Here is a 21814-nt window from a genome sequence, read left to right as displayed (position 1 = left end):
TGCTGCAAGCCGGCCGCTGTCATTGTCTTCAACTACCAGGACACCATGCACCCGAACGATCCCCATGGCGGCTCGCGCCGCGACTTCCTCAAGACCGGTTCGCTCGCCGCCGCGCTCGGCGCCATCGGCGGCGCCGATGCACTCGCCGCCCCCACGCCCGGCTACCGGGGCAACAAGCCGAGCCTGCAGCATCACCGCTTCGGGCTGAACTACGTACCGTCGAAGAACTGGTATTTCAGTTTCAACGACTGGAAGATCGCCGACATCCGCGAGGACATGGCGCGCATGGCCGAACTGGGCATCGATCACTTGCGCGTGATGGTGGTGTGGCCGTGGTTCCAGACCAACCCGAAGACCGTCAGCACCGCCCACCTGGACCGCTTCGACCAGCTGATGCAGGCCGCGGCCGCCGAAAACCTGGACGTCATGCCGACCATCTACACGGGCTGGCTGAGCGGCTTCCGCTTCGATCCCGTGTTCTATCACAAGGAACCGTTCTATACCTCGCTCCAGTGGGCGCGGGCGCAATCGGTGTACCTGCAGGCCCTGGCCGCGCGCATGCGGCACCACCCGAACTTCATGGGCTTCGACATCGGCAACGAGATCAACGTGCAGTGGTCGGACAAGATCGCGCAGGGCGACGCATGGATGCGCCGCGTATTCCAGGAAATGCATGCGCTGGCGCCGGGCAAGGTGCACGTGAACGGCGTCGACAACAGCCCCTGGTTCAAGGAAGACACGTTCTCGCGCGAGGCGCTGATCGCGACGCAGCCGATCGTGGCGCTGCACTGCTGGCCGTTCTGGACCGGCGCGGGCAAGCTGGGCGGCCCGCTCGACAAGCCGTACACCCACCTGCCGGCCGCCATGGCGGCGCTGGTGCGCAGCCACGCGCGCGATCCGGCCAAGCCGGTGTGGATCCAGGAGTTCGGCGTGTGCAATGTCGAGATGCCGGAAAAGGATATCCCCCGCTACCTGGAGGTCGCCGTGGAAGCGGCGCTGGAGGAGGGCGTCAACTGGTTCACCTGGTGGGCCAGCCACGATGTCAGCCGCCAGTACGAATTCCATCCATTCGAGTACGACCTGGGCCTGCTGGACACCAGCAACCGCATGAAGCCGGCCGCCCACGTGTACCGCCGCCTGGCCGAGCGCTGGCGCGGCAAGCCGGTCAAGCCAGCCAGGACGCCGGCGGCACCGCCCGCCGTTCGCAACGACGACGCCACCTGGGCGTGGCTGACGGCGCACATGGGCTATCGGGCCCGCCCGGCTTCTGGGCAGCAAAGCTAGGCCATCAGGTCGGGCAGGGCGGCATCGGCCGCCTGTGCCGCGCGCAGCAGGGCGATCTTGCCATCGATGAATTCGAGCGGCGGATTGCGCACGAAATCGGCGGCGATCGAGTCGCGCGTGACGCTGTCGCCGGCGGCGGTGTTCACCAGCTTGCCCAGGTGGACGTCGAAGGCCGCGCGGGCGGCGCGCATCTTCGCCAGCTCGCCCAGCGCGGCAGCGATGTGCGCGGCACGGTTCGCGGCAACATCGGCTTGCACGGCGGCCAGCGCGTGGCCGGCCTTGCCCCAGTGGATACGGATCGCATGGTAGTGGGCGGTCAGGGCCAGCGTGTCGTGGAACTGGCGGCGATACAGCGCGCCGGCCGACGCGTTCAGGCGCTCGCCGAGCGCGAGGCAGGCCTCGGCATTGCGCGCGGCATCGTCCAGCAGGGCGGGCGCATGGCCCTTGGCCCACAGGTAGAAGCCGCACGTGTCCGAATGGGTGGCCGGGTTGTAGCGGGTCCAGGCGCGGATCTTTTCCGGCTCCTTCAGCGATCCCAGCAGGTCAGGAATGGCGCTGGCCGGCTGCAGGTAATCCAGCGCGGTCAGGCGCCCGAACAGTTCGGCGAAGACCTTGCCGTGCACGGGGCCGAACAGGTCCATGCCCAGCGCGACGATGCCCTCGCTCCAGCGGGCGTCATCCTTGTGCCACTGCCAGCGCATCATCTGGTACGACTTCAGCCAGTACAGGTATTGCGTGGTGTTGAGCGTGGCCAGGTGCGCCATCGCGACGTCGCGCGGCACGCTGCGCAGGTCGACCTCGCGGCGGCGCAGGATCGACGGGCGGAACAGTGGAATGTCGTAATTGCACAGGAAGGCCACCTCGCCGATGTGCACGGCGCGGATGGCGGTCTTCTCGCGGGCGTTGCGTGCCTGGATGCGTTCGTAGACGGGGGCAAAGTGGTTCCAAGAATCCTGCTGGTAGGTATGGATGCTGACCAGGCCGTTGCGGGGCAGGAAATCGATCACCCTGCCACTGACGAAGGGGCTGTCGGCGTTCGCCCCGTGGGTCGAGATCACGAAGCCCAGCGGCAGCCTGGCGCCGCCGCGCGCTTCGACCTGTCCGCGGACCTGGCGCAGGTCGCGCTCGATCAGCACGTCGCCGGCGATGCCCGCGTGGCGGCTGCAGCGGCTGGCCTGGTGCGCCGCCCAGGTGTTTTCACCGTAGCCGATCAGGGTGCCGATCGCCTCGGGAGCGGCGAAGTCGACGCCGGCGATATTGCTCGCGGCCAGCCGGGCATACTCCGGCACGCGCGGGCACAGGGTCTTGCGCCAGTCGGCCTCCTCGATGCTCCTGCCCTGCGCATCGACACAGGTGAGCGCTTCCCATTTGCCGCCGCGGGGGCGGCCTTCGTTGGAACCCCAGCCCAGCCCGAGCACCTGGCGCAGCCCGCGCTCGCGCCAGTAGCGCCGGAGAGCCTGCGGAAAACGCGCCGACAGGGCGTCGTCGTTGAACACGTCGTCGAACCAGAACAGCGTGTTCTGCCGGTTCTTCACGAGCCAGTCGCCCAGCCGTTCGAACCACGCCCAGTCGCGCGCTTCGAAGCGGGCATTGATGTCGCAGAAGGTGGACAGGCCGCGCCGGTCGTAGTTGTAGTTCCACGGATACAGGCCGCGGTAGCGGAACTCCGGCGGCGCGGCGGCCGTGGCGATCGGTTGCGGCGGGCCACGAAATGGCGGTACATGTTCGAAGTCGGGATGCAGGAAGCGCACGCCGGCGTAGCGTTCGAGGAAGTCGTAGCAGCAGAACTGCCGGCCAAGGAGGTCGGCGCCGGCCAGGAAGTAGACCGGGCTGCCCGGTTCGTCGGCCCGGTCGTGGGTGACGATCGAGAACGCGTCGCTGCCGGCCGGTGCCGCGCGCGCCGGATACGCGCCGCGCAGCGCGGCCATGGCCGCATCGTCGTCGACGAGCACGACCAGGACGCCGGCCGGCAGCCTGCCCGGTGCCGGCACGCGCGCCGTTACCGGCACGCCGGCCGCCGCCAGGTATTTGCGCAGGTCCTTCAGCGCGAAGCGCCAGCCGGCGGCCGGCTTGCGGCCGTGCAGGATCGTGACGGGCGGGGCCTGCGATGGCGTGGTGGCCGGACCGGCTACCGCGCAGGCGGGCATGCTGGCCGCCAGGGCGGCGGAACTACCGAGAAAATCGCGACGATGCATTGGATGTCTCCTTGGGGCCCGGCGATGTCGAACTGCCGGGCATGGCGTGGCGGGAAGCGTTCCGCGATCAGATGTGCACGGCCGGCGGCGCGACGATCGCCATCTGGCGCGCCACTCCTTTCGCCAGCGTCACCAGGGTGCCATTGCACAGCAGGCGGCAATCCTTCCAGGCACGCAGGGTGACCTGGCCGGCGCCGTCGCGCAGCGTGCCGCTGACGGTCACGCCCAGCCGGCTGCGCACGTTGGCGAAGGACACCGGCCCGGCGAACGGGTTGCAGGCACCGATGCGCAGCTCGCCCCAGTAATCGCTGACCAGGTTCTCCACCAGGCTCTGGGCGAACAGGCCGCTGGTGGTCACATAGAACGCCGAGGCCGGGCGCGCGCTGGTTTCGTAGATCTGCACCCATGCCGGGTCGGTGTAGTCGGAACGGCGCACGTTGTCCCAGTCGCGGCGCCAGCCCGCAGGATCGCCCGCGTGGGTGCCGGCCAGCAGGAATTCCCCAGTGTCCAGCCATGGAAGTAGGGCTCGGTTGCGCGCTCGGTCGAGCTGTAGCGCTGGCGGTAGGCGGCCAGTTCGGGCGCTGCGGCTTGCTCTCGGTGGGCAGGTAAGCCAGTCCGTTCAGCTGCACCGGGTGCTTCTGCGTGCCGTAGTCCTTCGGCCCGGAGCCGGCCGACGCATAGTAGAACTGCTTGTCCGACAACAGCGTATCGAACGCCAGGCCGTCCTGCAGGATGCGGCGGTACCTGCCGTCGGTATCGAGCCCGTGTTCGATGGCTTTCTGGAAGCTGTACCTGGCGCTGTACAGGGCGCACAGGTAATCCTTCTGGTTGCGACCGCCGGCTTCGTCCTGGCCGACGGACGGCGACAGGAACAGGTGCCAGCGGCCGTCCGGTTCCTTGCGGCAGAAGCTGTGGAAGAAGCGGGCCGTTTCCTCGATCAGGGGAAGCGCATGTGCACGGGTCCAGGCGGGATCGTCGACCATCAGTGCCGTGTCATGTGCCATGCGGCACAGGTAGCCGGCATTGTGCGGCTCGTAGCAGTAGACGATCGGCACCGACGGGTCGTGGTAGCCCTCGACCGGGCCGAACGGCAATTCCCATGGCGGGTAGATGCCCCGGGTTTCCGGCCACAGGCGGCGCGCGTAGTCGCGCATGCCGGGGATCATGGCGGCGAAGCGCTCGATCCAGGCCTTGGCCGGTGCCACGTTGCCGCTTGCCAGCAGGGTCGGGTGCACATAGAACAGGTCTTGCGCATAGTTGAACATGTACAGATTGCCGGAAAACCCGTTGGTCGGCGTGAAGCCATAGCCGTCGTCGTTGAAGGTGGACAGGATATAGGCCAGCGAACGCACCCATGTCTGCTGCGCGCGTTCGTCCGGCAGGTCCAGCATGGCCGAGGTTTCCCACGTGCGCTGCCAGTGCGCGCGCGTACGCCGCAGCGACAGCCTTGGCGCATCGGCGGGCACCGGCTCGCCATACGAGATGAACAGCTGGCTGCGCCCCCGGCGCGGCCGGATCAGCAGGCCATCCGGATGGGCTTCGACGGCGGCGTCGGTCTTGAGATACAGCGCCGACACGGCGGCCGGCTTGCTGGCCGCGCAGGTGATGTCGATGCGCCACTGGTCGCCCATGCGGACGACGCGGAAGCTTTGCGTCGTCGGCTCGGCGAAACCATACGCGTAGGGCACGAAGCGGGTGACGGCGGCCAGTACCAGCGGCATGGCCGGGCCGTCCATGTCCAGTTCGATCGCGCTCAGATTGCGCGCCACGGGATCGAACCACGTGGTCACGCCGGCCCTGCTGCCCGCCGCCGTGCGAAAGCGCGTGACGACGGTGCCATCCATGAATGACTGGTGCTGCAGGTAGTCGGTCACGCCCTCGGGCAGGTCCTGCCAGTGGATGCGCGCCAGCGGCAGCAGGTAGTCGGCGCTGGTGTCGGCCTTGCGCTCCGCCGAGTGGAAGAAGAAACGGCCCCAGTGCTTCATGTGCATGATCTGCGTGAAGCCGTGCCTGTCGTAGTCGTCGCGCTGGTCCGGGTGCGCATGCAGGCCCAGTTTCGCGTACACGCCGCCGAAGCGCCCGTTGCCCTGGTAGCGGCCGACCGCGGCCTCCGGCCGGTACGCGCGCTCGATGATGTCGCCACGGCCGACCAGGCGGCGCACGTCGTGCGCCGGTCCGGCGGCCGCACGCGCCGCCATTGGCGCGGCCAGGCCTGCCGGCAGCGCGCCCGCCATGGTCGCCTTGCCGGCCACGCCGAGGAAATGACGCCGCGTGGTGCCGGGTGGCGCCGGGAGCGGCTTTGCCTTGGAAATCGTCATGGTGTTCCTGCCTGCTTCACGTGATAGAAATGGTGGACCGTGGTTTGCCGGTAGACCTGGCTGGGATCGAGGCGCGTGCCCGGGAAGTCGGGCCGGTTGGGACTGTCCGGATAGGCCTGCGCTTCGAAGGTGATGGCCTGGTACTTGGCCAGGTGCTGGCCGCCTTTGCCGGCGATCTTCCCGGCCAGGAAATTGCCTGTGTAGACCTGCATGCCGGGCTCGGTCGTCGAGATCGTCATGGCGCGCCCGGAGCGGCGGTCTTCCAGCGTCACCGCCAGCTTAGGCGTGGCGGTCCGGCCGCCACGCAGCAGGTAGTTGTGGTCGATGCCGCCGTTGGCGATGGCGAGTTGCGGGTGCGCCATGCGTACCCGGCCGGTCACGGCGGCCGCGCGCCGGAAGTCGAAAGGCGTGCCGGCTACCGGCATGGCCTGCGCCAGCGGAATCAGCGACCCGTCGATCGGCAGGATGGCGTCGGATTCGATGGCCAGTTCGGCATCCGTGGCCAGGTGCGTGGCCGGGATGCCGCCCAGGTTGAGCATGCCGTGGTGGGTCAGGTTGATGACGGTGGGCTTGTCGGTGGTTGCGCGGTACCGGATGGTGAGGTCGTTGTCGTCGTTGAGCTCATAGGTGACGTCGGCCGTGACCGTGCCGGGAAATCCCTGGTCGCCGTCGGGCGAGGTCAGGGTGAAGGTGACCGCAGCCTTGCCGGTGCCCCGGTCGATTGCCTTGATGGCCCAGTTGCGCTTGTCCCAGCCTTCGGCCCCGCCGTGCAGCAGGCTGGTCCCTTCGTTGGCCGACAGCTTGTAGGTCTTGCCGTCGAGGGCGAAGCCGGCACCGTCGATACGGTTGGCGAAGCGCCCGATGGTCACGTTGGTATAGCCCGGCGTGGCCTCGTAGCCGGCCAGGTCGTCATAGCCCACCGCCAGGTCGGCGACCTGTCCATTCCGGTCGGGAAAACGCAGGCTTTGCAGCGTGGCGCCGTAGGTGATCACGGTTGCCGACAGGCCGTGGCGATTCGTCAGCACGACCGCTTCGACCGGCGCTCCGCTCGACAATGCGCCGAATGGCATGCGAGTCAGACTGACCGCTGGGGTGGGAGCCCGCGCCGGGGAGCGGGGTTCCGCCCCGGCGTGCGGCTTGCCGCAGGCGCCAAGTGCGATCAGCGAAACCAGGCACATGGCGGCAGCCGGCAAGCGCGGTGCGGTACGACGGCAAACGGCAGTCATGATCGATCCGGGAATATCTGTTTCAGCGGCCATGCAGGTCCATGGTGCGGGCTCGCAGCTTGACCGGCACGCGGGCGACGATGTCGCCGGCCGAGCGTGCCAGCAGGACCTGGTAGCTGCCGGCGGCGATCTTCCACGTCTTGCCGCGGCTATCCCAGTCGGCCAGCAGGCGCGGGTCGACGGCGAGCTCGAAGCTGCGGCTCTCGCCTGGCTTCAGGCTCGCCTTGGCGAAGTTGGCCAGCCGCTTCGGGGCTTCCCAGCGGCCGCGCGGGGCGGCCACGTAGACCTGGCCCACCTGGCTGGCCGCGCGCTGGCCATGATTGGTCATCCGGAACGTCACCTTCAGGGTCTTGCCGTCCAGGCGCGCGCCCAGGCCTTCCAGCTTGACCTCGCCATACGACAGGCCATGGCCGAACGGGAACAGCGGCTTCCTGTCTTTCAGGTCATACCACTTGTAGCCCACCGCCGCACCTTCCGGATAGGTGAGATCCCAGCGGTCTTCCGGGCCCTTGCCCTGGCCCGGCAGTTGCGGATGGGGCAGCTGGTCGAGCGAGGCGGGGAAGGTCAGCGGCAGGCGGCCGGCCGCGTCCACTTCGCCGGTCAGCACGCGCGCGATCGCCGGGCCCCCGGAAGTGCCGGGATACCAGGCCTGCAGCACGGCCGGCACCTGCGCCAGCCACGGCATCAGTACCGGGCCGCCCGTTTCCAGCACCACCACCGTGCGCGGGTTGGCACGCGCCACGGCGGCGATCACGTCGTTCTGGCGCTCGGCCAGGTCAAGTGACGCATCCAGCGACTCGGCGGTCCACTGGTTCGCGAACACGATCACCACGTCGGCGCCGGCGGCGGCGCGGGCTGCGCTGTCCGGGTCGCGGCCGGCGTCGAACGTGAAGGTGGCCTGGTGGCGCTCCTTGAGCGCCTTCAGCGGCGACGAAGGGAACCATACGAGCGGCCCCGGAAATTCGTTCGGCCCCAGGCCGGGCAGCGGCAGCTCGCCGCGCGGATAGACCTGGGACGAGCCGCCGCCCGAGAGCACGCCGATGTCGGCATGCGAGCCGATCACGGCGATGCGTTTCAGGCCCGGGGCAAGCGGCAACAGCTTGCCGCCTTGCGGCGCGGCGTCGTTCTTGAGCAGCACCATGCCCTGCTCGGCGTCGGCCTGGCTGATCGCTTCATGGCGTTGCGCGTCGATGGGGCCGCCCTCGGCGACCGGATGGTCGACCACGCCCTTGTCGAACATCGCCCACAGGATGCGGCGCACCATGTCGTCCAGGCGCGCCTGTGGCACGTGGCCATTGGCCACCGCCTCCTGCAGGCCGGCGGTGAAGTACTGGTGCTTGTCGAGCGGCCAGCCGGATTGCTGGTCCAGGCCGGCCATGGCGGCCGGGATGGTCGAATGCGTGGCGCCCCAGTCGCTCATGACGAAGCCCTTGAATTGCCAGTCCTGCTTGAGCACCTGGTTCATCAGGTAGTCGCTCTCGCAGGCGTAGAAATCGTTGTAGCGGTTGTAGGCGCACATCACCGAGCCGGGATTCGATTGCTCGATTGCCAGCTGGAAGGCCAGCAGATCGGAGCGGCGCGCATCGCGGTCGCTCATCTTCACATTGACACCCATGCGCGAGGTTTCCTGGTCGTTGGCCGACAGGTGCTTGATGGTGGAGATCACGTGATTCGACTGGACGCCGCGGATCTGGGCGCTGACCATCGTGGCGGCCAGCCAGGGATCTTCGCCGGCGTACTCGAAGTTGCGGCCGTTGCGCGGCTCGCGCGTCAGGTTGATGCCGCCGGCGAGCATCACGTTGAAGCCCGAGGCGCGCGCCTCGGCGCCGATCATGGCGCCGCCCTGGTAGGCCAGTTCGGGGTTCCACGTGGCGGCCGTGGCCAGGCCCGAGGGCAGGGCGGTGCGCTGGCGCGGTTTGGGGCCGCGCTGGCTGGCCACGCCGATGCCGGCGTCGGTCTCGAACAGGTCGGGAATCCCCAGCCGCGGCACGCCGGGAACCCAGCCGGCCGATTGCGGCCGCGATGCCTGCGGGCGCTGGTAACCCTTGTCGGCGATATCGATCGCGAAGTAGCCGAATACCAGCTTGAGCTTTTCCTCCTGGGTCATGGCGCCGAGTGCGAGTCCGGCGCGCTGTTCCGCGGGCAGCGCGCGGTTCATCCACGGCTCGGTGGCGGGAGTGGTCTGGGCGGCGGCATTGCAGGCCAGGAGGGCGGCAACGGCGGCCGCGAGAATAGTGTGTTTGACGGGCATCGAGGCGGGTACGCGGATAAGTGGATGAGCGAATGACGGCGCGCGCGGCTCCGGCAGGCGGAGGACGCGCAAGCCGCCATGCTGGACGCTAGCGCGGCGCGATGCAATTGCGATATTTACCGGCGCAAGCGCCCGGCCGCCGAACGCCGGCCAGAAACATAAACAATCCCGCCGGCAGTGCTGCGCCGGATGGCCCGGTCCCGCCCCAAAGGGAGCCTGTTCCACGCCAGGCTGTCCCGGCACCGCATCGCGGTTTTCGCAGAAAAGCGAATGACAGGCGCGATTTCGCAATTGCGCGACCCTCGCGGCGTCCTCCACAATTCCCTGCACTTTCAGCTGCGTGCCTTGCTTTCTGGTACTTGCTCGAACACATTGAAATCTGAGGCGCATGCCCGCCACGTCGGCTGTTCGGGTGGCCTGCCACGGCATGCATGCGCCTCAATAACAGGAGATACCATGTCGCCCAATAACTATAATCGAAAGCTCATCAGCCTGGCCGTCGCCAGTGCCTGCGCGGGCTTCATCCAGCCCGCCCTGGCCCAGGAGAGCGGCGCGCCCGGCAACACGGCCGAGACCACAGCCACGGCGACCAGTACGGTTGAACCCGCGGCCACCACCCCCGCCGAGCCGGTCGCCGCGGGCGAAGTGCAGCAGGTGACGGTGACGGGCTTCCGTTCCAGCCTCGAGCGCGCCATCAACCTGAAGCGGGCTTCCATCGGCACGCGCGATTCGATCGTGGCCGAGGACATCGGCAAATTCCCCGAGCAGAACATCGCCGATGCGCTGGTGCGCCTGCCGGGCGTGGAAGTGGTCAAGGACCCGGGCACCAACGAGGGGCAGCGCATCCAGATGCGCGGCCTGGGTTCCGAGTACACGGTGACGACGTTCAACGGCGCCGCCGTGCGCGCCACATCGGGCGGCAGCATCGGCCAGTCCACGCGCGACTTCAACTACGACATTTTCGCGTCCGAACTGTTCGGCCGGACGGACGTCTACAAGACGCCGCTGGCCGAGCTGGAAGAGGGCGGCGTGGCGGGCGTCGTCGACATGCAGACGCCACGGCCGTTCGACAGCAAGAAACAGACCTTCCGCTATTCGGCCGCGGTGGCGCGCAACACCCGCAGCGGCTTGAACAGCCCGCGCATGTTCGCCCTGTACAGCAATACCTGGGGTGACTGGGGCTTGCTGGTGGGCGTGACCCGTTCCGGGTCGAAGAACGCCAACGCCGGATTCCAGTCGACGGGTACCTACGCCAGCACCAATCAGCGGCTCGATCCGGGCAGCTTCAACTACACCTACAACCTGACCGACCCCAGCGCCAACTACAGCGGCGTTGGCCTGGCCGACCTGCGCAATGCGATCCTGCCGCGCTTCTTTCGCTCCAGCACCAGCGAGACCGAGCGTGACCGCGTGGGCTTCAATACATCGCTGCAGTGGAAGTCGGGTGACTGGGATGTCAGTCTCGATACCCTGGCATCGCAGCTGAAGGACAAGAACAAGAGCAACTCGATCGCGTTCCCGATCCGCGACAGCACGGGCGCGAACGCCTTGATCCCGCGCGGCGTCACCGTCGACCAGAAAAACAACCTGCAGGGCAGCCTGGCCAATGTGCAGGCGATTTCCGGCTCGGCCGTCTCGCGCGCCGAGACCGAATTCAAGTACGTGACGCTGAACGCGAAGTGGCGCGCGACCGATGCATTGCGTTTCACCGGCCAGCTCGGCACCAATCGCAGCGAGGCCTGGAGCACCAACGCGTCCATCAATGGCGAAACGGGCAATGGCAACTTCGACAACCGGCACACGATCACCTTCAACACGACCGATGACCCGATGTTCCCGCAGTTGTCGTCCGACCGCAACCTGCTCGATCCCAACCTGTACCGTGTATTCGGCTACAGCGGCGGCTACCGCACCGAGACCGACAAGCAGAAGAACATCAAGCTGGTGGCCGAGTACGACTACGGCTTCTGGAATGTCGAGGCCAAGCTCAAGACCGGCCTGTCGCGCGCCGTCAGCACGAAGGATTCGCGCCAGTTCACCACGACGAACCTGCTGAACGCGCAGCGGCTGGCCAATGGAAAACTGTTCAGCGAATCCACCGCGGCCGAGAAGGCGGCGTATGCCCAGGGCTTCATGGTGCCGAACGACCTGAAGAATGTGAAGATCGACAATGTGCCGACCGACTACGCGGTCATCAGCAAGGACTTCATCTATGGCAACCTGAATGCCGTGGCGGCCAACCGCGCGGCGGCGCCGAACTTTGGCGGCACGTTCGTTGCCAAGGAAACCATCGACGCCTTCTTCGTGCAGTCCGATTTCGAGACGAAGTTCCTCGACCGCGACCTGCGCGCCAATGCCGGCGTGCGCTATGTGCGCACCACGATGGATGTCGACAACTACCGCCTCAATTCGTCCAACGTGTACAACCCGCAGCAGGCCAAGAGCAGCTACCACAATGTGCTGCCTTCGCTGTCGCTGGCGTACGACTTGACCGACGACCTGGTGGGGCGTGCATCGTGGGGCAAGACGCTGACGCGCAGCTCGATTTCGCTGATCGCCCGGCCGTTCTTCGTGCCGGGCGCGGGCGACCTGATCGTCAACGCCAACAACCCGGACCTGCGTCCGCAGCAGTCGAGCAGCCTGGACGCCGGCCTCGAATGGTACTTTGAAAAGGGCGGCGTGCTGGCGCTGTCGGTGTTCCAGAAGGACATCAAGGACCGGCCGCAGTCACAGTCGACGTTCGTGCCGTTCAGCAGCCTGGGCTTGCCGAAGGAACTGTGGACCTCCAACATCCAGGGCACCGTGACCGCGGATCCGAACACGCCGGTCGAGCTGCGCCGCTGGGCCAACGCCGACGAATTCAAGGTCAAGGGTCTGGAGATCGCCTATCAGCAGGCTTATCGCCGCCTGCCCGCGCCATTCAACAACCTCGGTTCGATCGTCAGTTATACGCGCATCGACGCGGCCGGCTTCAAGGCGCAGTACAACGGCGCGGTCTACGAGCTGCCGATCATTCCGAAATCGACCTACGCGCTCACGCTGTACTACGAGCAGGGCCCGCTGGCGCTGCGCACGTCGTACAACCACAAGACCGAGTTCGCCAACCAGGGCGCGCCGGCACTCAATCCGCTGGGCTACAACCGCTGGTTCAACGAGCGCGGCTACCTGGATGCTTCGGTCAGCTACAAGTTCAGCGACGCCCTCGAGCTGCGCCTCGATGGTTCGAACCTGACCAACGAGCGCACCTACGACTTCCTGCGCCACTTCGAAGGCCGCTATGGCGACGAGCACTCGCGGATCGAGAACGCCAACCTGGCCGGCAAGACGTTCACGTTGACGCTGCGCGGCAAGTTCTGAGTCCGGTCCGCGCTGCGGGTTCACAGGAAAACCAAGGAAAATTCATGCAATCCACTTTGAAAACTGTCGCTGCTCCCGCCCGGCTGGGCGCCACCATGATGCTCGTCGGCGCGGTATTGGCCGGCTGCGGCGGCGGCGATGATTACGATACCGGCGACCTGTCGGGCACGCTGACCATCACCGGTACGGCCGCCACCGTGGCGGCCGGTACGGAAACAAGCGCGATCGGCGGCGCTGCCGTCCTGGCGACCTGCGCCCGCGGGCAGGGGACCGCCACGACGAACGCCGACGGCAGCTTCTCGGTCACGGTGGCCAATCCAGGCGCGGCACCCTGCGTGCTGCAGGTCTTCAGGGCCGACAATTTCACGCTCCGGTCGGTCGCCACGGGCAACGGCAACTTCAACATCACGCCGGTGACCGAACTGCTGGTGCAATACATCTCCTCGCAGATCAGCACGACGGCCGTGCCGGTCACACCCGGAACGACCAATTCGCCGATCCCGTTGACGAGCAACGCCGCCTTCGCCAGGCTGATGTCCAGCCCGGACCTGCTGAACCGGTCGATCGCCCGCGTCGGCGAATTCGCCAGAACCGTCCCGGCGCCGGCATCGACGCTGGTGGTACCCGGTGATTTCCTGACCGGCAAACTGGTAGCGCGCACTGCCAGTTCGGCCGGCAACGAGCAGAACGTCTTCCTCGAGGCACTGCGCGCCCGCGACACGATCACCGCAACCGGGGCACTCAATGCCGCCACGGCCACGGCAGCCAATGCGGACGCCAACCTGCCCGCCAACAAGGTCGCCGCGCCCTGAGCGCTTGCCTGCTTTTCCCTCCTTGTCAGCTGTCCGGCGATTCGCCGGACAGCTGTTTTTTTGTGGCAGTCAGGTGTGCGAGGCATCCGGCACCACGCCATGGACGACATGCGTGGCTGGTCACCCGCGTGTTCAACAACCCTCCCAGGAACGGAGCCCTGCATGACAATGAAAAAACCCTTCAATCGCCTGTTGCTGACCGGCGCGGCCGGCGGCCTTGGCAAGGTGCTGCGACAGCGCATCGCGCCCTGGGCGTGGATCGTGCGCCTGTCCGACCTGGGCGACATGGGCCAAGCCGGCGAAGGGGAAGAGATCGTCCGGTGCGACCTGGCCGACAAGGCCGCCGTGCTGAAGATGATGGAAGGCGTGGACGCGGTGCTGCACTTCGGCGGTATCTCAACCGAGAACACGTTCGAGAACATCCTGTCCGCCAACATCCAGGGTACCTACAACATCTATGAAGCGGCGCACCGCCACGGCGTGCGGCGTATCGTGTTCGCCTCCTCCAATCACGCGATCGGCTTCTATCCGCAAACGCAGGTGATCGATGCCGACGACCCGCCGCGCCCGGACAGCCTCTACGGCCTGTCCAAGGTGTTCGGCGAACAGCTGGCACGCTATTACTTCGATCGCGCCGGCATCGAGACCGTGTGCCTGCGCATCGGTTCGTCGTTCCCCAGCGTGGACAACCCGCGCATGATGTGCACCTACCTGTCCCACGACGACCTGGTCGAAGCACTGCGCGTGTCGTTGCTGACACCGCGCGTGGGCCACACGATCCTGTTCGGTGCGTCGAACAACCAGCGCCAATGGTGGGACAACCGCAAGGCGGCCCACCTGGGATTCCACCCGAAGGATTCGTCCGAACAGTTCCGCGGCGCAGTGCCCGAATCGGGGACCTACCCGTCGCCCGACGACGCGGTGGCGAACTACCATGGCGGCAAGTTCGTCTTCGATGGCCCGATGTACGGGGAACCCCAGCCGTAGGTGCAGGTGACCTGGACTGCCCTGTCGAGTATATTGGCCTGGCCTGTCACGACAACCACCCGGAAAGCCGATTCATGCACAGCAAAACGTCGATCAGTATTGTCCCCTACCGCGAGGAGCTCAAGGCGCAGGTCATCGACCTGATCCTGCATATCCAGAACGTCGAGGCCGGGGTCGGCATCTCCGCGCAGGAGCAACCCGATATCCTCGCCATCCAGTCTTCCTACCTCGACCAGGGGGGCGGATTCTGGGTGGCGCTGGACGAAAGCGGGCAGGTCGCCGGTACCATCGGGCTGCAACGTGAAGACGCGATCACGGCCGTGCTGAAAAAGTTCTTTGTGCGGGCGGACCATCGTGGCACGCCGGAGGGACCGGCGATCCGGCTCTATGCCGAACTGCTTGCCTTTGCGTCCGGCGCAGGCATCCGGACGATCGTGCTCGATACGCCGGCCGTGGCAACGCGCTCCCATGCTTTCTATGAAAGGGCGGGGTTCAGGAAGATCGACAAGGCTGACCTGCCCGTCGCCTACGATTATCCGGACCGCGGTTCGCTGTTGTTCCGGCTTGACTTGCCCTAGTCTGTATCGACGATCCGCGCCGTCGCCGCCACCAGTAAGCGCAAGCGCTCCTTGCGGGTGCGCAGTGCCGCCCCGGCCTCGACTTGGTCGGTGATGTCTTCGTCCATCGGCATGTCCAGCCGGTTTCCGTCACCGCCCCGATCGCCTTCTCAGGCGATGTTTTTTCGCAGATAACGCACACGTGACCGTGTCGCCGGACGTCGGCATGGCATCCGTCCGGGTGTCTGGACAATTCACTGGAACGGGTTCGGTTTGTCGGCAAACAGACCGCAGCGAGCGGTTTGTTACATTCTGTAAGGCGTTTCTGCTGCTGGCGACAGTGCGAGCATACTGTGCGGCTGCACACTGAAGAAATGCAAAGTCCGCGTTATCGTGACGCCCCAGATAGCGCCAAAACCATGACACGCAGAATCGACCGACGCACTGCCGAGCTGATTGATATTGCTCTTCTCACCAAAGCAGCATTCGACGAAGCAAAGTTCGCGAACTTTGTCGAGGACGCAGGTCTTTCCGCGCATTTGCTGCGACAGGTTCTTTCCAGGCCGTCCGAACAGCTCAGGCCGCTAGGCATGATTTGCTGTTCAGGAAGCAGCACTGACCGCCGACGCCGACGAAATATTGAATAAATTTGCTACGTAAGGCTGCCGTAGCTTTCCGGGAACAGAATGATGAAAAAATCGCCGCGTGCGGATGTGTTAACCCGCCAGCACATCGAGGTTGCTCTTGTGTTTCAAAAAATGGTTGGTAGCGAGGAAGCGCTTCACTACTTGAAAAAACATGGGGTGCCAATCGAAACGGCGCGGCGGGTGCTGTTCTCGCCGACGGACCGTCGAGGTCCAAAGGTCGCCGCGAATGGCCCAGTAACTTACACCAGTGTCCCGGCTCAGGTACTTTCGTCCACTCTACGGCAGCAGTCCTAGCTGGCTATGCCAAGCTGGAACACATTGACAACGCCCTTGAGCGTCGCTGCCTGATCCTGCACTGCTCCCGCCGCAGCGGCGGCTTCCTCCACCAGTGCCGCATTCTGCTGCGTGATGCCGTCAATCTCACTGATGGCGCGGTTGACCTGTTCGATGCCGCTTTCCTGCTCGGTACTGGCGATACTGATGTCCGTCATGACAGCACTCAAGCGTTGCACACTGGCGACCACCTCTTGCATTGTCGCGCCAGCAGCGTGGACCAGCGTGCCACCGCGGGTGACAGCGTTGGCCGCCGCGCCGACCAGGTGCCTGATTTCCTGGGCAGCGGCGTTTGAGCGGTGAGCCAGGCTTCGCACCTCGGAGGCAACGACAGCGAAGCCCCGGCCTTGCTCACCCGCGCGGGCTGCCTCGACGGCGGCGTTCAAGGCAAGGATATCGGTCTGGAATGCGATGCCTTCGATGACCCCGATGATGTCGCCAATGCTGGCCGATGTCGTACTGATTTCCGCCATCGTCTCGACAACTTCGCCAACGACCACGCCGCCCCGGACGGCCACGTCCGATGCCACCGAGGCGAGTGTGGTGGCCTCGCGGGCATTGCCGGTGTTCTGCCGCACGGTCGACGTCAGCTGCTCCATCGTGGCTGCGGTTTCTTCCAGCGAACCGGCTTGCATTTCGGTGCGGGACGATAAGTCCATGTTGCCGGCCGCGATCTGGCTCGTTGCAGCGGCAATGCTGTCGGTATTGGTGCGCACCTGCGACACGATTTCATGCAGGCTGGCGCGCATATCCGCCAGTGCCAGCGTCAGGCGTCCGGTTTCGGTGCGGTTGTCGGCATGGCCTTGTGTGGCGTCTTCGGTCAGGTCCCCGCGGGCGATGCGGGCGGCAGCTTGCATGACCGCATTGAGCGGAACGACAATGGCGCGCGCGTTCATCTGGCCCAGTGCCAGCGCGACGACCATCGACAACATCGAGACCGCCACGATTCGCAGTTTCGCGTCATGCGCGGTACTCTCCCCGGCCGCGGCCAGCAGCGTGGAATTCTGTTCGATATGATCACTCAGCGCGGCCATGCTTTGCTCAAGCTTGCGAAAACTCGCCAGGAACGCCAGGTAGGCGGCGTCGATGGCGGCCTTGTCGCCGGCGCCCATCTTCCCGATGACGCTGGCACTGGCCAGATAGACCTCGGCGTCCGGCATCACCGCTGCCATGGCATGTTGCAGGGCAGCGTCGCTGGTCAACCCGGCCATGCTGGCAAGGCGCGCGCGCAACAGCGTCGCATGTTCAACGAGATCCTGGCGCGCTTCGTTCGCCTGGGCTGCATCGCCGCTGGTCGCGCTGAGCAGGATGCCCAGGACGTCGCCGCGGATGGCGTCGTGCGCCATGTCGGCCTGCAGCTGGTCCTTGATGGCGCTGCCGTTGTCGCGCACTGCCTGCATCGCAGCGTCCAGGTCGCGGACGGCCTGGAAGCCGATCAGCCCGCAGACTGCGACAAACATCAGGGTGGCGATATTGGACAGCAGAAGGCGCTTGCGGATGGACAGGTTCATGGGTGCGATGATGTCAAAGCTTGATGGACAGGCCGACGGTCATGCCCGAGTCGGGCGTACGCCCGTTCAGGCCGCGCGAGAACGCCGTGTCGATCTGGATATTTTTCTGCAGGAGGTACGCGGCACCGACAGACAGGCTTGCTTCGGTACCGCCGTGCGCGGCGCGAGCGATGTGGGGCGACGAAACCTCGACGAAACCACGCAGCCGGTCGCTCAACGACTTGCCCACCACCAGGCCGAAAATCGCGAACGTCGTGCCGCCGTGGTCCTTCTCGTGGCCGATCCCGGGCATGATGCCGAGTGACAGGTCGTGTGGCAGGTCCCACTCGGCAACCACGCGCGCCGTCGGGCGCGTTCCCTCGCCGCGAAATGCGGTGCTACCGGTGTTCAGGTCGGCGTGCAGCAACACGCCGACAGAGGGCAGGTTGCCGACGGCGTCCATGGCGTGCCATTTCATGCCCAGCGAAACGTCAGCATGACCCCGTTCGGTGATCGGGGCGTGGCCCGCCACGCTGCTACGCTGGTGTAACGCACCATCGGACTCGATACGCAATTCGACCGACTCGCTGATGCCGAACCGTAACAGCGTTGGCGTCGCCCAGAGCGTTTCCGTGTCGCCATGGCCCGCGGTGCGATCGCGTGCAATGCTTGTTTCGATCTGTAAACGCCGATTACCCACGACGTCGCTCGATTCGACGAAATCCGGACGATCGGTGGCAATTGGTTCCTCGTTCGCCGCGAAGGCAGGGGTTTGGACGCATGCGAGCATGATGAGGGCAGCCTGCAAGCGGCAGCGAGGTCGGGTAGACAAGGGAAACTCCGATATGCAAGGGTAGACGGCGAGGCCATTGTCGTCCGACATGCCTGGAACCCGCATGAAACCTGTCAGCTTGATATTGAAATGCCGGCTCTTGTGTTGTTGTTGCGCAACTCGAAGGCGGTTGGCGTGAGCACATCTGCGCCGGTTTTCCGTATGTCGGACGATTGCACGACAGGGAGCCCTAAGGCACTGCCTCAGCGAGGATGGTTCTTGCAGGACGGAAGCCCGCGGCCGGGCGGATGGCGCGCGCAAACGGACGCGCCACCAACGCAAGATCGACTACGATAATGCGCTTGTATCGGCGGTGGCACGGCGGGGACACCCGGCCGCGCGGACCGCTGAAAGCGATGCCTGTCCAAGGCACTTATATACCTGATCGTCTCGCTCGGGGAGGTGCGGCGATCTCGCAGGAGAAGACCTCATGAAAGACCATCCTCAAGACCCGCGCGCCTCGTCGGTCAGTTTCGATACCGACGGGACCGTCCCTGCCGATTTTCCTCCCTCCGACGACGTGCTCGACCTGCTCGAGGGAGCAACCGATCGTGCCGACCCGGATGCCGACGCGGCACTCCTGGCGGTCGAGCATATCCATAACCTCCATATGGAACGCTTCACCCAGTGTCGTGACCTGGCAGAGCGGTTATGCGACATCGTGCAAGCCCGCGCCAGCGTCCCCGCGACCTGGAAGGCACAGGCGAATTTACTGACCTGGTACCGCAACTCCCTGGTCTCGTCCGGCTGGACATCCGTCGAGGAAGCCTATTGGGTTACCCACCGGATGGCGCTCTGGCTTGGATGGACCGGCATGACCTGCGCGTCTCGCCACTAGGACCTTCTGCTTTGTTTTGGCTGTGCGGCGGGTGCGGCCACCGCTGGTGCACGGGCAATGGCAGCGCATGGTCGAAGCGGGCGCAAGTCCTGCCGCAGGCGGCGTATCCTGCAAGGGTCTTACCTCTGCATTGATTCTCTTGCCGCAGGCTGCTCCATGAACTTTTCGCTACGTCGTGCTCCGGTAACTGTCGCAACAGCTTTCAGCCTGCTCGTATTGACGGTGGCCTGGCTGGCCCTTGGCCGCAGTATCCGGAACGAAACCGAATCGTGGTCCTGGCTCGTGCATACACGGGAAGTACTGGAACATGTACAGACGACGATGACCCTGATCAGCGATGCAGAGGCGGCGCAGCGTGGCTTCCTGCTGACCGGTAATGAGCGCTTTGCGGCGACCTACACCGTCGCGCGAGACAAGGTCCCGCTCGAGATGCTGGCGCTGCGCCGGCTGACCAGCGACAATCCGCGCCAGCTGGTGCCGCTGCGTTCGCTGGAAACGGCGCTGCAACAGCGCCTGCACATGCTCGAAGTGGTGATGCAGCGGTACCGGGCAGGCACGATTGTCGATCCCGTCATGCTCGAATCGGGGCGTCTGATCAAGGAGCAGATCGTGACGCATGCCACGGCGATTCGCCTGGAAGAGCAGCGCTTGCTGCGCGAGCGGCAGGTCCGCGCCCGAGGAACACGGTGGGAGCTGATCATTGCGGTGACGGTCGTGTCCGGCCTGTCGGTTTTCCTGACGATACTGTTGTGGGTCGTTTCGCGACGCGACGCCGTGCGCCTGCGGGCCGAGCGTGCCCAGCTCGACGCGACCCTGCGCGGTATCGGCGACGGGGTCGTCGCAGTCGACGGCGAAGGTATCGTGCGGCTGGTGAATCCGGTCGCGGAGAATCTGATGGGTGTCACCGAAAACGAGGCCGTCGGCCGGCGCCTTGCGGACCTGCTGGTATTGACGCACGAGAACGGTGTTCCGGTGCCGGCCGCCGACGCGGCGATCGCGGCCAGCGGGACGCGCCGCTGGCACCTGGGTGCTGGCGATCACCACCACGTTGTCGAGTTCAACATGGCGCCCATCAACTCGGGCGATGCGGCACTGCGAGGATCCGTGCTGGTCATGCGGGACGTCACCGAACGCGACGTACGCGAGCGTGCGCTGCGCGAATCCGAAGCCAATTACCGGTACACGATCGAGCTCAATCCGCAGATTCCATGGAAGGCCGATCCCGATGGCAACGTCAAAGGCGTGTCGGAACGCTGGCTCGCACTCACTGGGCAATCGCATGCCGCGGTGACGGGGGCAGGGTGGGCAGACGTCGTGTATGCCGAGGACCTGCCCGGCATGGTGGCAGCCTGGACGCATTCCGTCACGACGGGGGAGCCCTACGACTTCGAGCACCGTATCCGCATGGCCGACGGCAACCTGCGCTGGATGCGCTCGCGTGCGAATCCCCGTCGCGACCAGTCGGGCGCCGTCGTCGCATGGTATGGCCTGACCGAGGACATCCACGCGCACAAGGAAGCGGAACTGGCGTTGCGCCACCGGGAGGCGGAACTCCACGAGAAGTTGGTCCAGGTCGAAACCATTTACCGCGCCGTTCCCATCGGGCTTGGCTACGTGGATATCCGGTTGCAGGTCCTCGAATTGAATGAAGCGCTGGCCGATGTCGCCGGCCTGCCGAAGAACGACGTGCTCGGTCAAACGCCCGCGGCCGTGCTGCCGGCCCCATTCGGCGAGCAGGTCAGCGACGTGCTGTCCAACGTCGTGCGGCAGCGGCACCAGGTGAGCGGTGTGGAATTCCATGACACGAGCATTGCAACCGGGGCACGGCGTGACTGGCTGGGCAGTTTTTTTCCCGTGCTCGATGGCGACGAGGTGCAGGGGGTCGTCATTGCCCTGCTTGAGGTCACGCAGATCAAGGTTGCGCAACGCGAATTGTTGCAGGCCAACCAGTCGCTGGAACAGCGCATCGAGGAGCGGACAATGCAGATCGGCGAAGCGAACGCCGAGTTGCGCGCCTTTGCGCACACGGTTGCCCACGATTTGCGGGCACCGCTGCGCAATGTGGAAGGGTTCGCGACAGCATTGCTGGAGGACGAAGCCGAACGGATGTCGGAGGATGGCAGGATGTTCGCCGAGCGGATCGTCGCCGCCGTCACGCGGATGGACCGGCTGATCACGGACCTGCTGTCTTACAGCCGGCTGTCGCGCGCGGAACTGCGCATCGAACCGATCGATACCGCCGCCGTGATGCGCATCGTGCTGCGCGACCTGGAGGCCGAGATCGCTGCCAGCCGTGCCGCGATTGTCGTGGCGCACGGGCTGCCGATGGTGATGGGTAACCAGGCCATGCTGGTGCAGGTGCTGGCCAACGTGGTCTCGAATGCGATCAAGTTCGTTCCGCTGGGCACGCTGCCGCGCGTGTCGATCCGTGGCACGAAAGACGGAACGATCGCCACGCTGTCAATCGAGGATAATGGCATCGGTATCGCGCCTGAGCACCACAAGCACGTGTTCGGTGTTTTTGAACGTCTGCATGGGCAGGAGCAATATCCGGGAACGGGCATCGGCCTGGCGATCGTCAAGAAAGGTATTGAACGAATGGGCGGAAATGTACGCATCCTGGCGGCTGCCGAAGGTGGTTCGGTATTCGAGCTTGTCTTGCCGGCGGCCGCATGACGGCGGGGACT

General features: G+C 65.7%; 14 protein-coding genes. 8 read left to right on the top strand and 6 right to left on the bottom strand.

Features of this window, described 5'->3' with window-relative positions; all coding sequences use genetic code 11:
* Window positions 1-45 precede the first annotated feature (45 nt).
* Entirely contained in the window at window positions 46-1284 is a 1239-nt protein-coding gene (locus tag EWM63_RS01710) for a glycoside hydrolase 5 family protein (RefSeq protein WP_130185007.1), read from the top strand.
* On the opposite strand, the gene EWM63_RS01705 is transcribed toward EWM63_RS01710, so the two are convergent.
* From EWM63_RS01705 to EWM63_RS01685, 4 genes are read right to left on the bottom strand one after another with little or no spacing between them, the layout of a single operon-like run.
* Window positions 1281-3479: a hypothetical protein gene (locus EWM63_RS01705; RefSeq protein WP_165390722.1), complete on the bottom strand. Its 2199-nt coding sequence runs from the start codon at window positions 3477-3479 to the stop codon at window positions 1281-1283. The genes EWM63_RS01710 and EWM63_RS01705 overlap by 4 nt on opposite strands.
* Window positions 3413-5797, bottom strand: a complete 2385-nt coding sequence (locus tag EWM63_RS01695; RefSeq protein ID WP_130185004.1) for a hypothetical protein — start codon at window positions 5795-5797, stop codon at window positions 3413-3415. Before EWM63_RS01695 ends, EWM63_RS01705 begins: the two co-directional genes overlap by 67 nt.
* Window positions 5794-7023, bottom strand: a complete 1230-nt coding sequence (locus EWM63_RS01690; protein ID WP_130185003.1) for an aldose epimerase family protein — start codon at window positions 7021-7023, stop codon at window positions 5794-5796. The genes EWM63_RS01695 and EWM63_RS01690 overlap by 4 nt, the downstream gene beginning before the upstream one ends.
* Before the next feature lie 22 nt (window positions 7024-7045).
* Entirely contained in the window at window positions 7046-9274 is a 2229-nt protein-coding gene (locus tag EWM63_RS01685) for a beta-glucosidase family protein (RefSeq protein ID WP_130185002.1), read from the bottom strand.
* 456 nt (window positions 9275-9730) lie between these two features.
* Between EWM63_RS01685 and EWM63_RS01680 the strand changes: the two genes are divergently transcribed.
* The 5 genes from EWM63_RS01680 (at window position 9731) to EWM63_RS01660 (ending at window position 15928) form a co-directional block, all read left to right on the top strand.
* Entirely contained in the window at window positions 9731-12631 is a 2901-nt protein-coding gene (locus tag EWM63_RS01680) for a TonB-dependent receptor (protein WP_165390721.1), read from the top strand.
* A gap of 44 nt (window positions 12632-12675) precedes the next feature.
* A complete protein-coding gene (locus tag EWM63_RS01675) occupies window positions 12676-13443 on the top strand; it encodes a hypothetical protein (protein WP_130185000.1) in 768 nt (255 codons plus the stop codon).
* A gap of 168 nt (window positions 13444-13611) precedes the next feature.
* Window positions 13612-14430 carry an NAD-dependent epimerase/dehydratase family protein gene (locus tag EWM63_RS01670; protein WP_207221299.1) on the top strand — a complete coding sequence of 273 codons (819 nt, stop codon included), beginning with the start codon at window positions 13612-13614 and terminating at the stop codon, window positions 14428-14430.
* Between the two features lie 74 nt (window positions 14431-14504).
* A complete protein-coding gene (locus EWM63_RS01665; RefSeq protein WP_130184998.1) occupies window positions 14505-15008 on the top strand; it encodes a GNAT family N-acetyltransferase in 504 nt (167 codons plus the stop codon).
* Window positions 15009-15673: 665 nt separating this feature from the next.
* Window positions 15674-15928 carry a hypothetical protein gene (locus EWM63_RS01660; protein ID WP_130184997.1) on the top strand — a complete coding sequence of 85 codons (255 nt, stop codon included), beginning with the start codon at window positions 15674-15676 and terminating at the stop codon, window positions 15926-15928.
* Here the strand turns inward: EWM63_RS01660 and EWM63_RS01655 are convergent.
* Window positions 15925-17478, bottom strand: coding sequence for a methyl-accepting chemotaxis protein (locus EWM63_RS01655; protein ID WP_130184996.1), 1554 nt, complete (start codon window positions 17476-17478; stop codon window positions 15925-15927). The two genes, EWM63_RS01660 and EWM63_RS01655, sit on opposite strands and share 4 nt — an antisense overlap.
* A 13-nt stretch (window positions 17479-17491) precedes the next feature.
* Window positions 17492-18340, bottom strand: a complete 849-nt coding sequence (locus EWM63_RS01650) for a transporter (protein WP_229487674.1) — start codon at window positions 18338-18340, stop codon at window positions 17492-17494.
* Between the two features lie 379 nt (window positions 18341-18719).
* Between EWM63_RS01650 and EWM63_RS01645 the strand changes: the two genes are divergently transcribed.
* Both EWM63_RS01645 and EWM63_RS01640 read left to right on the top strand, forming a co-directional pair.
* Window positions 18720-19127, top strand: a complete 408-nt coding sequence (locus EWM63_RS01645) for a hypothetical protein (RefSeq protein ID WP_130184995.1) — start codon at window positions 18720-18722, stop codon at window positions 19125-19127.
* A gap of 57 nt (window positions 19128-19184) precedes the next feature.
* The gene (locus tag EWM63_RS01640) at window positions 19185-21803 is read left to right on the top strand and encodes a PAS domain S-box protein (protein WP_130184994.1); all 2619 of its coding nucleotides are present in this window, start codon (window positions 19185-19187) and stop codon (window positions 21801-21803) included.
* The last annotated feature ends 11 nt before the right edge of the window (window positions 21804-21814 follow it).

The sequence above is a fragment of the Pseudoduganella lutea genome (assembly GCF_004209755.1).
GTDB classification, from domain to species: Bacteria; Pseudomonadota; Gammaproteobacteria; order Burkholderiales; family Burkholderiaceae_D; genus Rugamonas; species Rugamonas lutea.
This window is presented reverse-complemented; position numbering and strand designations above follow the sequence as displayed.